This window comes from Leucobacter ruminantium, from assembly GCF_017565705.1.
GTDB lineage: Bacteria > Actinomycetota > Actinomycetes > Actinomycetales > Microbacteriaceae > Leucobacter > Leucobacter ruminantium.
On record NZ_JAGDYL010000004.1, the window covers coordinates 161,885 to 174,222 of the forward strand.

The following is a 12,338-nucleotide window of genomic DNA, read 5'->3' on the forward strand; positions in this document are numbered from 1 at the left end:
TGTTCAGGCCGCGCTGAGCTGAATCGTGGCGGCGGTCAGCACATGCTGCTGTGGGACTTCCGGCTGTGGCTTCTCGCCGACCGCTTCCCCCATCCGCTCGAGGAGACCAGGGTAGATGTTCGGGTGATCGGAGACCTGCGGCCGGAGCTCCGGGCACTGCGCCGCGATCTCTGCGAGGCGTTCCGGGGCTGGCGAGGGATCAGCCAGCGCCGCCGCAGCGGCGTTTCGGTCGGAGGACTGCATTCCCAAAAAATACACTCAATCCAATTATGGGTGGAGTTGAGTATGAGGCCGGACGTCCCCTGAAGCAGATCTCTCCTCGGCCCGGCCGATTGTCGTACCGCCGCGCCCGCGGAGAAGTCGTGAGGGGACGCGTTCGGGGGTAATCACGCGGTCATGACCCCCGAACGTGACCCCTCGAGCCCCTCGAATCCGTTCAGCGCATCCGGCCCGGCTGGCACCTCCAGCCAGCGTCTGAACCGCCTCCGGATCCCTCGCCCAGTCGCGGATGCGACAATAGACGCGATGGATCCCAACAAGCTCAACCACGACGCGCAGCCCGCTGAGCAGGGCAAGCTGATCAAGACGCGCCCCGCGAAGGCGGGCGCGCGCCCGCAGGTACGCCCCATGGCCGAGGGTTGGAAGCAGATCACCAACCCCGACGGACGCCCCACCCTGCAGTTCGCGTCGCCCCGCGTGAAGCAGCCCGCCACGCACCTCGCAGATATGACGCTCGCCGAGCGCGAGGCGAAGGTCGTGGAGATGGGGCTGCCGAAGTTCCGCGCGAAGCAGCTCTCGAAGCACTACTTCGAGCACCGCACCACCGACCCGGCCGAGATGACCGATCTGCCGAAGGATCGCCGCGACGAGCTCGCGGAGGCCTTCTTCCCGCCGCTGCTCACCGAGGTGAAGCGACTCGTCACCGACGACGGCGACACGATCAAGTTCCTGTGGCGTCTCTTCGACGGGGCCCTCGTCGAGTCGGTGCTGATGCGCTACCCGGGCCGCATCACGCTGTGCGTGTCGAGCCAGTGCGGTTGCGGCATGAACTGCCCGTTCTGCGCGACGGGCCAGGCGGGTCTCACCCGCAACATGTCGACCGCCGAGATCCTCGACCAGATCGTGCAGGCGAACCGCGTGATCGCGGAGGGCGGCCTCGGTCGCAGGCGCCGCGCGGGCAACGGCGCCGAACCCGAGCGTGTGAACAACATCGTCTTCATGGGAATGGGCGAGCCGCTCGCCAACTACAAGCGCGTCATGAACGCGGTGCACCGCATGATCGCCCCGGGCCCGGAGGGGCTCGGCATGTCGGCGCGAGGGATCACGGTCTCCACCGTCGGGCTCGCCCCCGCGATCCGCAAGCTCGCCGACGAGGACATCCCGATCACCTTCGCGCTGTCGCTGCACGCACCCGACGACGAGCTGCGCGACGACCTGATCCCGGTGAACAGTCGGTGGAAGGTCGAGGAGGTGCTCGACGCGGCCTACCACTACTACGAGAAGACCGGCCGCCGCGTCTCGATCGAATACGCGCTCATCAAGGACATGAACGACCACGCATGGCGCGCCGACCTGCTCGCAGACAAGCTGAACGCGCGCGGTCGCGGCTGGGTGCATGTCAACCCGATCCCGCTGAACCCGACGCCCGGCTCGATCTGGACCGCCTCGACCCGCGAGGTGACCCGTGAATTCGTGGACCGGCTCAACGCGGCCGGCATCCCCACGACGCTGCGCGACACCCGCGGCAAGGAGATCGACGGCGCCTGCGGGCAGCTCGTCGCGACGGAGCAGGACAAGGCCGAGGCCGAGGCCTTCGCTGCGGCCGCGGGCTGACCGACCCGGGCAAAGCCTGGCCGAGCAGGCCGAGGAGGGCTGGGCCGGGCGGGTAGCGGGCCAAGCCGGATCAGGCCAGATCGGCCCAGCGCAGGATCGCTGAGAGCGCCACCCCCACGAGCACCGAGCTCGCGTTCGCGATGAACGCGATGATCAGGGCGTTCACCGGGGTGGCGCGGCTTCGCGGTGCTCCGGCGCGCCTCACCGCCCACCACCACAGCGCGATACTCTCGACCGCGATGACGGCGAGCTCCGCGAGCACGAGCCGCGGCAGGTCGAGCGATCCGGCGAGCCACAGGAGCGGGTGGGTGCACTGCAGAAGCCACGCGGCGACCGCCGCCTCCCACGCGCGGCGGGGGTGCCAGCCCAGGCCGCGACCGAGCGCCACCACGATCGGGATCTCCACCAGGCACGTCAGCAGATAGGCGACGGGCCACTGGAGCATGCCGGTCACACTAGCGGACTATTCTGGAGCCATGCGCCGATTCGACATCGCCCCCGAACCAGTGTTGAGCGGATCCGTAATCGGCCCGATCCTCGTGATCGGAGTCGTGGTGATTCTCGTCGTCGCGGCGGTGATCTGGTACCGAAAGCGCCGGTGAACGCGGACCCCGCGTCCGGCGGAGCGGCGCACGGCGGCGGCGCACCCGGCGCGGCGGCCCCAGGCGCCGCCGCTCAGGGATCTGCCGCCGAGCCCGGAGGCGCCGCCGGGCCGCGGGTGCTCGGGCCGCTCGCCGGCCTCGCAGTTGCAGCGGCAGTGGCGGCGGTGCTCGCCGTCGCCGCGCCCTACCCGGTGGCCGCCTTCGGGGTCGCACTGCTCGGCCCACTGCACGTGCTTCTCGCGGTCCGATACCTCACGGGTCGTGTATCGGGCGCGGTACGCGGGCCTGCCGCGCGCCTGCTGATCGCGGCGGTCGCGGCGATGGCGCTCGTGCGCGCCTTCGCGGCGATCGATCCGCGCGTCGGGCAGTTGCTCGAGACCGCGGGTGGCGTCGCGGTGCTGTCCGTCGCGATACTTTGGGGGCTGCGCGGCGCATGGCGATCCCTCGCCCTCCTGCCGCTGCTGCTCCTCGGCGCCGGAGCGCTCGCCCAGACCTCCTGGTACTGGTTCGCGCTGACGCACGCGCACAACCTCGTTCCGCTCGTCTTCCTCTGGGACTGGGCCCGCCGGTACGCTCCGGCGATGCGGTGGGCGTTCACCGGCGCGTGCGCCGCGCTGATGCTCGGATTCCCCGCCGCGGTGCTGGTGGGTCTTGTCGATCCGTCATCCGGTACGGCTTCGGCGGGGCTCGTCGCGGGCTTCGCCGATCCCTCATCGCTCGTCGCGGGAGTCTCCCACCACGGAATGAGCCACGAGCTCTCGGCCAGGCTGTTCGCCGCCTTCGTGTTCCTGCAGCTGTTCCATTACGCCCTCTGGGCGGGCTTCTTCCAGTTGCGGGGGAGAGCCGAGGTCGCCCGATCGCAGCTGCCGTCCGGGCGCCGCTTCTGGCTGCTCGCGGGTGGAGTCACCCTGCTGTGCTGGGTCGGCTACGCGGTGGGATACGCGGACGGCCGCGCGCTGTACGCGGTGCTCGGCGCCCTCAACGTCGCGCTCGAGCAGCCGATCGCGGTGTGGTTGCTGCTCACCGCGCTGCCCGACCGCGCGACGAGCCCCCTGGTCGCGGGGCTCCGGGCGGGCGGGGGATCCCACGGCCCGGCGACCCCGACGCCGGAGGGCTAGCGCCCGAGCGCGCGGGCCAGCAGTTCCACGTCGGCGTCGTCGTTCCAGAGGTGGAACGAGATGCGGGCGTTGCCCGCGCGGCCCGAGGCGACGATGCCGGCGGCCTGCATCGCGGCGAGGTCGCGCCCGTCGGGATCGGCCCACGCGACGATCGCCGAGTCGCCCTCGGGCAGGCCGAGTGCGGCGCGCGCTGCGTTCGCGAGGCGCAGGTCGTGGGCGTACACCTCTGCCGGGTCGAGCGACGCGAGGAGCTCGAGCGCGGCCTCGGTGCCGGTGATAGCGGGCCACGCGGGGGAGAGATCGAAGCGCCCGGCACCCTCGGCGAGCGGCATATGTCCCGCGTAGCAGGATGCCCAGACATCGTCTGCGGAGCACCAGCCGGCCGCGATCGGCACGAGTGCGTCGTCGAGGCCCTCGCGCACCGTGAGGAAGGCGGTGCCGCGCGGGGCGCAGAGCCACTTGTAGGCGTGGCAGACGGTGAAATCGAAGCCGGCGGCACCGACGGGCAGCCAGCCGAGCGACTGCGTGAGATCGACGAGGGTGCGGGCCCCCGCGTCGGCCGCTGCGGCCGCGATCGACTCGTGGTCGGCGATCTCGCCTGTCGCCGACTGCACCAGCGAGAACACGACCAGGTCGGTCTCCGGGCGCACGGCTGCGGCGAGCTCGGCGACGGGCGCGTAGCGCACGCCGACGCCCCGGTGGGAGAGCTGCACGAAGGGGTGCACGAGCGAGGCGAAGTCGCCTTCGGCGCACAGCACCTCGGCTCCGTCGGGCAGCGATGTGGCGACGACGGAGGCGAGCTGCGACACCTGCGAGCCGATCGCCACGCGGTTCGCGGCGACGCCCGCGAGGTCCGAGTAGAGCCCGCGGCAGCGCTCGTACGATTCGCCGATGGCGCGGGCATCGAGGCGACCCGCCGCCCAGTCGTCGACGAAGTCGCGCATCGCCGCCGCGGTCTCGCGGCTCGGCAGGCCGCCCGTGCACGCCGAGAGGTAGCCGCTCACGGGGGCGAAGCGGCTGCTGAAGCTCGTGGTCCGATCCATCACTGCGGTCATGCGGCCAGATTAGTCACGCCTGGAGCATAATCAAACAGAATCATTCTTATCATTTGCTTCATAAATGGTTATGTTCGGGGTAGACTCCTCACCATGAGCACCACCCGCACCGGCGATCCCCTCGGCTCGATCGACTCGACCGAGCTGCGCATCCTCCACGCGCTCGCCACCACCGGATCCCTCACCGCGGCCGCTGTCAGCCTCGGCCTCAGCCAGCCGGCCGTGAGCCAGCGCATCAAGCGCGTCGAAACCAGGCTCGCCGTGCCGCTCATCGAACGCAACGGCCGCGGCATCAGGCTGACCTCGGCCGGCCGCATCCTCGCCGACCACGGCCGCACCGTCGTCGCCGAGATCGACGCCGCGCTCGCCGCGATCGACGACCTGCGCGGCGAGCGGGCGGGCACGCTGCGCCTCGTCGGCTTCCCGTCGGCATCCGCCACGATCGTGCCGGCCGTGATGCGCGCGCTCGCGGAGGAGGCGCCCGACGTATCGCTCCAGTACCGCGAGGCCGAGCCGCCCGAGGCCGCGCGGCTGCTGCGCGACGGCGAGGTCGACTGCGCGCTGATCTTCGTCTACGAGGGATCGGCCGAGCTGCCCGCGGGCAGCGCATTCCTGCCCATGTGGCGCGAGGAGGTGCGGCTCGTCGTATCCGACACCCGGGCGGGTGAGAGCGAGATCGCCCGCCTCGGAGACTACGCGGCGGAGCACTGGATCGCGGGGTGCGAGAAGTGCCGAGGGCACCTGCTCGACGCTGCGGGGCAGGCCGGGTTCGAGCCCGACATCATCCAGGAGACCGACAACGTGCCCGCGATGCTCGCGATGGCCGCGGCGGGCGGAGCGGTCGCCCTCGTGCCCGGGCTCGCGCTCGCCGCCGCCCGCACGCTGCCGGACGACGCGAGCGCGCTGCCGCTCGATCCGCCCCGCTACCGCACGATCGGCCTCGTCTCCATGGACACCGCGAACGAGAGCCCGCAGGTGCGGCTCGCGAAGCGCCTGCTCGGTCGCGTCGACGGATCCTGCTGGGGGCTGGAGGCGGTGGCGTGAACCGACGCACCGCAACCGCACCGGCACTCGCGGCGCCAGACGCGCCCCCGCTCGACCCCGACACCCGGCGGCGGGTTCAGCGGCGCACGGTCGTCGTGCTCTCGGTCGCCACGATGCTGTCGGGCTTCGGCACGGGGGCGTCGCTCTCGGTCGGGGCGCTCGTGCTGGCCGAGATGAGCGGCAATGAGGCCATCTCCGGTCTCGCCTCCGCGCTCTTCAACGCGGGTGCGGCTGCCGCCGGTATCCCGCTCGCCCGGATCGCCGCGCGCCGCGGCCGACGCCGCGCCCTCGTCGTCGGCAGCTTCGTGGCAGTGGCAGGCGCCCTCGTCGCGATCCTCGCAGCGGCGGTCGACGCCTGGCCGCTCTTCGCGCTCGGGGTCGCCATGGTCGGTGTCAGCAGCGCGGTCTCGCTGCTCGCCCGCTTCGCCGCGACCGACCTGGCAGTGCCGGCCAACCGCGCGCGCGATCTCTCGTTCGTCGTGTGGTCGATCACGGTCGGAGCGGTCGTCGGCCCCAACCTCATCACGCCCGGGGAGGCCGTCGGCGACGCGCTGGGGATCCTGCCGCTCGCGGGCGTCTTCGTCTTCGCGCTCATCGCGCAGCTGCTCGCGGCGCTCGTCAACTGGATCGGCCTGCGGCCCGACCCGCTGCTCGAGGCCCGTCGCCTGCCCGTCGAGACGGGGCCCGTGACGTTGCCCGGTGCCGGAGAGGCGGTCGACGGAGGCGAGGGATCCGCCGCTGCTGCTCCCGCCCGGGCGTCCGGTGCCGCTGGCGGAACGGTCGCGGGTCCGGCCGCCGCCCCGCCCGCCGGCGCGGGCGCCCGCTGGGGCGTCATCATCGCGATCGCGGCCGCGCAGGCGATCATGGTGGCGCTCATGGCGATGACCCCGCTGCATCTCATGCACCACGAGGGTACGCCCGCCATCGTCGGGATCACGCTGAGCCTGCATATCGCGGGCATGTACGCGCTGTCGCCCGTGTTCGGCGCGCTCGCGAGCCGGCTCGGGCGCCTGCGCGTGGTCGGCCTCGGCTGGGGGCTCCTGCTCGCCGCGGTCGTGCTCTCCTACGTCGCGGGCCCGTCGCACCTGCTGGTGCAGGTCGCGCTCACGCTCCTCGGCCTCGGCTGGAGCGCGGTGACCGTGGCGGGTGCGGCCCTGCTCACGGATCTCACCCCGTCGGCCGAGCGTCCCCGCTGGCAGGGCCGCTCCGACACGATCATGAGCGCGGCAGGCGCCCTCGCCGGCGTGCTCTCAGGGGTCGCCTTCGCCTACGGCGATTTCTCGTTCCTTGCGCTCGTCGCGGGAGGCCTGCTCGCGGCGGGCGTCATCGCCTCGGTCGCATGCGGAGGAAGGCGACCGCGAGACCGATGAGGCCGGCTCCCGGTGCACCCCGCGTGCCCGAGGCGGAGGTCGTGCGGGTGGGCGCACCCGCCCGCACGACCTCTAAACTGGAGACGATGACTACGAGCAGCGATCCCCAGTTCTCCACGGCCACCGGTAGCGATGTGCGCGTGCGCTTCTGCCCCTCGCCCACCGGCACCCCGCACGTCGGCATGGTGCGCACCGCCCTCTTCAACTGGGCCTATGCCCGGCATACGGGCGGTACCTTCGTCTTCCGCATCGAGGACACCGACGCGGCACGCGACAGCGAGGAGAGCTACGCGCAGATCATCGACTCGTTGCGCTGGCTCGGTCTCGACTGGGACGAGGGCATCGACGCGGGCGGGCCTCACGGCCCCTACCGTCAGTCGCAGCGCGGCGAGATCTACCAGGATGTCATCGCCCGGCTGCGCGAGGCCGGCTACCTCTACGAGAGCTATTCCACGGCCGAGGAGATCGACGCCCGCAACGAGGCCGCGGGGCGCCCCAAGCAGCTCGGATACGACAACTTCGACCGCGACCTCACCGACGAGCAGCGCGAGGCGTTCCGCGCCGAGGGCCGTCAGCCGGCCCTCCGCTTCCGCGTGCCCGACGCCGACCTCTCCTTCACCGATCTCGTGCGCGGTGACATCACCTTCCCCGCCGGCTCCACGATCGACTTCGTCGTCGTGCGCCCCAACGGCGCGCCCCTCTACACCCTCGTCAACCCGGTCGACGACGCGCTCATGGGCATCACCCACGTGCTGCGGGGCGAGGATCTGCTGTCGTCCACGCCCCGGCAGATCGCGCTGCATCGCGCGCTCGTCGAGCTGGGCATCGAGCGGGCGATCCCTCGCTTCGGTCACCTGCCCTACGTCATGGGCGAGGGTAACAAGAAGCTCTCGAAGCGCGACCCAGAGTCGAATCTGCTGCACCACCGCGACCGCGGCTTCATCCCCGAGGGCCTGCTCAACTACCTCTCGCTGCTCGGCTGGTCGCTGTCGGCCGATCGCGACGTGTTCACGCGAGAGGAGATGGTCGCCGCGTTCGATATCGCGGACGTGAACCCGAACCCGGCCCGCTTCGACCAGAAGAAGGCCGACGCGATCAACGCCGACCACATCCGCCTCCTCACGGAGGACGACTTCTTCGAGCGCATCCTGCCCTACCTGATCGCGGGCGGAGCGCTGCCCGTGGAGCCGAACGAACAGCAGCTGGCCACGGTGCGCGCCGCCGTGCCGCTCGTGCAGAGCCGCGTCACGGTGCTGTCCGAGGTCGTCGGCATGCTCGGCTTCCTCTTCACTCAGGCCGATGCGCTCGTCTACGAGGAGGACGCGCTGAAGTCGCTGAAGGGCGACGCGCCCCAGGTTCTCGCTGCGGGCATCGCGGCGCTCGAAGCGATCCCCGAGGGATCCTGGCGCACGGAGCCGATCCAGGCCGCGCTGCAGACCGCGCTCACCGACCCCGAGCAGGGTCTCGGACTCAAGCCGCGCGTCGCCTTCGGGGCCCTGCGCGTCGCCGCATCCGGTCGGCGAGTGTCGCCCCCGCTCTTCGAATCGTTCGAGCTGCTCGGGCGCGACGAGACCCTCGCGCGCCTGCGCCGCCTCGAGGCGAAGCTCTCGAGCGACTGAGGCGCGCCAGCTCGCGCAGCCCGGCCCGAACCGATGCAGACAGGGGATGTGATGACCGACCTCCGCGAGGCGCCGATCGGTGTCGCCGTCATCGGCGGCGGCCCGGCCGGTCTATCGGCCGGGCTGCAGCTCGTCCGCGCGAATCGACGCATCGCCATCCTCGACAGCAACCGCCCGCGGCACTCGGCGACGCTGCAATCGCACGGCTTCCTGACCCGCGACGGGGCTCCTCCGCTCGAGCTGCGCCGCATCGGCCGCGAGGAGTTCGAGGCCTACCCGACTGCAACCTTCGCCCAGGCCGTGACGCGGGAGGTCGTGCCGCTGAGCCGCGACGAGGCTCTGGCGGTCGGCTTCCCGGACGGGCTCGGATTCCGCGTTCGCGGAACAGGGATCCGCGGCTCCGCCGATGTCGAGTTCATCGCCAGGCGCGTGCTCGTCGCAGCGGGGCTCACAGAGGAACTGCCGCCGCTGCCCATGATCCGCGCCTACTACGGCACGGCGCTGCACAGCTGCGTCGAGTGCGACGGCTTCGAGAAGACCGACAAGCCGCTCGCCCTCATCGGCGAGACGAGCGACCTCTTCGGCCGTGCGCTGCTGATCAGCCGCTTCAGCTCCGACCTCGTGGTGTTCACGAACGGCGCCGACACTGTGCGTCCGGAGCAGGAGGCGCAGCTCTCCGCGATCGGAATCCGGGTCGAGCGGAGGCCGATCGATGACATCGTCGGGGAGCGGGCCGAGATGACGGGCGTGCGCCTCGCCGACGGCGAGGTGATCCCTCGTGTCGGCGGCTTCGTTCGACCTCGCTGGCACGCGCCGATCGAGTTCATGGGCGCCGCGGACCTCGAGCGCGACGAGTGGGGGCTCATCGTGGTCGACGAGCGCGGCGAGACATCCGTGCGCGGTGTGTACGCCGTGGGAGACATAGTGCCCCCGGGGCCGCAGCAGCTCATCATCGCGGCGGGCAACGGCGCCCGCGTGGCGGCGAAACTCAATATGGACATGATCAGGGGCGCGCTCGGAGTGGGGATGGTCGATGAATAGGATCGAGGAGCATGTGGAGACGTCGGCAGGACCCGAGGATTCCTCGAAGTATCTGACGCCGGGAGCCAGGGCCGCGACGGCCGGCGCCCGCTACGCGACGATCTCGGCGGTGTTCGCGGGCATTCTGCTCATCTCGAACGTCGTGGCCGTGAAGCCGATCGCCTTCGGAGCGATCCCGCTCGGCGAGTTCTCGCTGCCGCTCGTGTTCGACGGGGGAGTGTTCCTCTTCCCGCTGGCCTACATCCTGGGCGATGTGCTCGCGGAGGTCTACGGGCTCAAGGCGACGCGGCGCACGATCTTCATCGCCTTCGGTCTGGCGCTGCTGGCCTCGCTCACCATCCTCGCGGTGCAGCTGTCGCCGCCCGCGGACGGCTGGGAGAATCAGGAGGCCTTCGCCGCGGTGCTCGGCTTCGTACCGCGAATCGTCGCGGCGAGCCTCACCGCCTTCCTCGCAGGCCAGCTGCTCAACGCCTGGGTGCTCGACCGCATGCGTCGCCGCACCTCGGGCCGGTTCCTGCGCACGCGCCTCATCGGCTCGACCCTCGTGGGGCAGCTGATCGACACGCTCCTGTTCTGCACGATCGCGTTCGCGGGCATCATCACCGGGCTCGACTTCGTGATGTACGTCGTGCTCGGCTACGTGGTGAAGGTGCTCGCCGAGGTCGTGCTGCTGCCGGTGACGACCCGCGTCATCAAGGCGGTGCGCCGCGCGGAGGAGCGCGCCGCTCAGGAGGCGTAGCGGGCCGCGGCCTCTCGCGCGAACTCGGGGCCGTACTGCCTGCCGAGCACCTCGTCGCGCAGCTCGGCGAAGTCGCCGTCGATGATCGACTGCCTGATCCGCTCGACGAGGCGCACGATGAACCGCTCGTTGTGGATGGTGGCGAGCGTCGAGGCGAGCATCTCCTTGGCCTTGAACAGGTGGTGCAGGTACGCGGCGGTGGTGTTCTCGCAGGTGTAGCAGTCGCACTCGGGGTCGAGGGGTTCGAAGCGGCGGCGCTGCGCACCGGCCTTCGCGTTGATGCGCCCCCTGCTCGAGTACATGGTGCCGCCCCTGGCCTGACGCGAGGGGGCTACGCAGTCGAAGGTGTCTGCTCCGGCGGCGATGCCGGCGAAGAGGTCGTCGGGCTCCGAGATGCCGAGCAGGTGGCGGGGCTTGTCCTCCGGGAGTTCGTCGGTCATCCACGCGCAGATGGTTCCGAGTTCGGTCTTCTCGAGCGCACCGCCCAGCCCGAAGCCGTCGAAGCGCTGCTCGGGTGCCTCGTCCCCGGTCATCTCCGCGAGACCGCGAGCGGCTTTGCGGCGCAGGTCCTCGTACTGCGCGCCCTGCACGACGCCGAAGAGGGCCTGATAGGGGCGGTGCCCGCGCTCGGCGGTCTGCCGCGCGTGCTCATCGAGGCACCGCACGGCCCAGCGGGCGGTGCGGTCTACGGAGTCCTCCTGGTAGGCGCGCGTGTTCATGAGCGTCGTGCACTCGTCGAAGGCGAAGATGATGTCGGCGCCGAGCTGGTGCTGGATGCGCATCGAGACCTCGGGGGTGAAGCGGTGGCGGTCGCCGTTGATGAACGACTTGAACGTGACGCCGTCCTCATCGACGTGCGCGAGTCGTTCTTTGTTCTTCGCGATGACCTCGTCGCTGCGATGCGCGTTCTCGTCCATCGAGATGACCTTCTTGAAGCCCACGCCGAGCGACATCACCTGGAATCCGCCCGAGTCGGTGAAGGTCGGTCCGTCCCAGTTCATGAACCGCCCCAGTCCGCCGGCTTCATCGACGACGTCGCTGCCGGGCTGCAGGAACAGGTGGTAGGCGTTGGCGAGCACGGCCTGCCCGCCGAGCTCTCGCACCGTCGCCGGGAGCATCGCCTTCACCGTGGCCTTCGTGCCGACGGGGATGAAGGCCGGGGTCTGGATATCTCCGTGCGGGGTGCGGATCGTGCCCGCCCTTCCGAGGGGTCGATCGTGCGAGCCGACGGAGCCTCCCCGCTCGAGGCGATGCTCGACCTCGAACCCGAAGTCGGCGGGGGAGGGCGGCGGAGAGAGCGGCGTCATCTGGGTCACCAGACCATTCAAGCAGTTCGCGGGCCGCGGGCCCGCTCCGCGATGCGATGCGGGCGCCGGGTTGAAGCGCCGAGATCGGGTCGGAGCGGCAGGCGGCGAATGGCGACACGCCCGGCTGGAGAGCGCATGTTGCCCGGGCCTTCGGATCCCCGTAATGTAATCCCTTGTCAGCGCGACGGAGCGGGGCGCGAGAGCGGCCCGGCCGGAACGGCTGATATCGGACCTGAGGGTCATCGAGTGAGAGCTTGAAGCTCAGCTCGGAATGTGATACCTTAGATTCTCGCACCACCGACAAGTCGGTCAGGCCGAAAGGCTCGATCTCTGTGGGTGGCGATCGCAGAACGAATCTGATCGTTCGGCGAAACTGACGGTTGCTGTTCGGAAGCCTTGTGGGGTGTGTACGGGTGGTGTCTGGTCTTTGAGAACTCAATAGTGTGCACTTGATTGTCAAATGCCAATTATTTATCCCCGTCACCGCGCCCTTTGTGTGGGTGTGGTTGATGGTGATTCCTTTTGGACAAAAGTTGAACGTCAGTAATTGATGTTCGTATTTTGTCAGGTCAAACTCGCAGCTGTTCTGCTTATTCCGCAGGATGGTTTG

12 protein-coding genes are annotated in these 12,338 nt (G+C 70.3%); 8 read left to right on the plus strand and 4 right to left on the minus strand.

Annotation, left to right across the window (positions count from 1 at the left end; translation table 11 throughout):
- Positions 1–3: 3 nt before the first annotated feature.
- Positions 4–243 (minus strand): variant leucine-rich repeat-containing protein, encoded by a 240-nt coding sequence (locus tag J4H91_RS03315; RefSeq protein ID WP_208044834.1) that lies wholly within the window; start codon positions 241–243, stop codon positions 4–6.
- 282 nt (positions 244–525) lie between these two features.
- Between J4H91_RS03315 and rlmN the strand changes: the two genes are divergently transcribed.
- Positions 526–1,833 (plus strand): dual-specificity RNA methyltransferase RlmN, encoded by a 1,308-nt coding sequence (rlmN, locus tag J4H91_RS03320; RefSeq protein WP_208044835.1) that lies wholly within the window; start codon positions 526–528, stop codon positions 1,831–1,833.
- Between the two features lie 70 nt (positions 1,834–1,903).
- Here the strand turns inward: rlmN and J4H91_RS03325 are convergent, their stop codons facing one another.
- The gene (locus J4H91_RS03325) at positions 1,904–2,287 is read right to left on the minus strand and encodes a hypothetical protein (protein WP_208044836.1); all 384 of its coding nucleotides are present in this window, start codon (positions 2,285–2,287) and stop codon (positions 1,904–1,906) included.
- Between the two features lie 22 nt (positions 2,288–2,309).
- On the opposite strand from J4H91_RS03325, the gene J4H91_RS15770 reads away from it, so the two are divergent.
- Together J4H91_RS15770 and J4H91_RS03330 are read left to right on the plus strand one after the other, a co-directional pair.
- Positions 2,310–2,435 (plus strand): hypothetical protein, encoded by a 126-nt coding sequence (locus tag J4H91_RS15770; RefSeq protein WP_279543125.1) that lies wholly within the window; start codon positions 2,310–2,312, stop codon positions 2,433–2,435.
- Complete coding sequence (locus J4H91_RS03330) at positions 2,432–3,553, plus strand: hypothetical protein (RefSeq protein ID WP_208044837.1); 1,122 nt, start codon at positions 2,432–2,434, stop codon at positions 3,551–3,553. The genes J4H91_RS15770 and J4H91_RS03330 overlap by 4 nt, the downstream gene beginning before the upstream one ends.
- Here J4H91_RS03330 and J4H91_RS03335 read toward each other — a convergent pair.
- Entirely contained in the window at positions 3,550–4,608 is a 1,059-nt protein-coding gene (locus J4H91_RS03335; RefSeq protein WP_243752576.1) for an aminotransferase class V-fold PLP-dependent enzyme, read from the minus strand. The two genes, J4H91_RS03330 and J4H91_RS03335, sit on opposite strands and share 4 nt — an antisense overlap.
- 93 nt (positions 4,609–4,701) lie before the next feature.
- Between J4H91_RS03335 and J4H91_RS03340 the strand changes: the two genes are divergently transcribed.
- From J4H91_RS03340 to J4H91_RS03360, 5 genes are all read left to right on the plus strand, one after another.
- Positions 4,702–5,652, plus strand: coding sequence for a LysR family transcriptional regulator (locus tag J4H91_RS03340; RefSeq protein WP_208044838.1), 951 nt, complete (start codon positions 4,702–4,704; stop codon positions 5,650–5,652).
- Positions 5,649–7,022, plus strand: a complete 1,374-nt coding sequence (locus tag J4H91_RS15775; RefSeq protein ID WP_341783406.1) for an MFS transporter — start codon at positions 5,649–5,651, stop codon at positions 7,020–7,022. The genes J4H91_RS03340 and J4H91_RS15775 overlap by 4 nt, the downstream gene beginning before the upstream one ends.
- Positions 7,023–7,108: 86 nt before the next feature.
- A complete protein-coding gene (gene gltX, locus J4H91_RS03350; RefSeq protein ID WP_208044839.1) occupies positions 7,109–8,641 on the plus strand; it encodes a glutamate--tRNA ligase in 1,533 nt (510 codons plus the stop codon).
- A 51-nt stretch (positions 8,642–8,692) separates the two neighbouring features.
- Complete coding sequence (locus J4H91_RS03355) at positions 8,693–9,682, plus strand: NAD(P)/FAD-dependent oxidoreductase (protein WP_208044840.1); 990 nt, start codon at positions 8,693–8,695, stop codon at positions 9,680–9,682.
- Positions 9,675–10,421, plus strand: coding sequence for a queuosine precursor transporter (locus J4H91_RS03360; protein ID WP_208044841.1), 747 nt, complete (start codon positions 9,675–9,677; stop codon positions 10,419–10,421). The genes J4H91_RS03355 and J4H91_RS03360 overlap by 8 nt, the downstream gene beginning before the upstream one ends.
- Here the strand turns inward: J4H91_RS03360 and tgt are convergent.
- Positions 10,409–11,728: a tRNA guanosine(34) transglycosylase Tgt gene (tgt, locus tag J4H91_RS03365; protein ID WP_208044852.1), complete on the minus strand. Its 1,320-nt coding sequence runs from the start codon at positions 11,726–11,728 to the stop codon at positions 10,409–10,411. The two genes, J4H91_RS03360 and tgt, sit on opposite strands and share 13 nt — an antisense overlap.
- Positions 11,729–12,338: the final 610 nt, after the last annotated feature.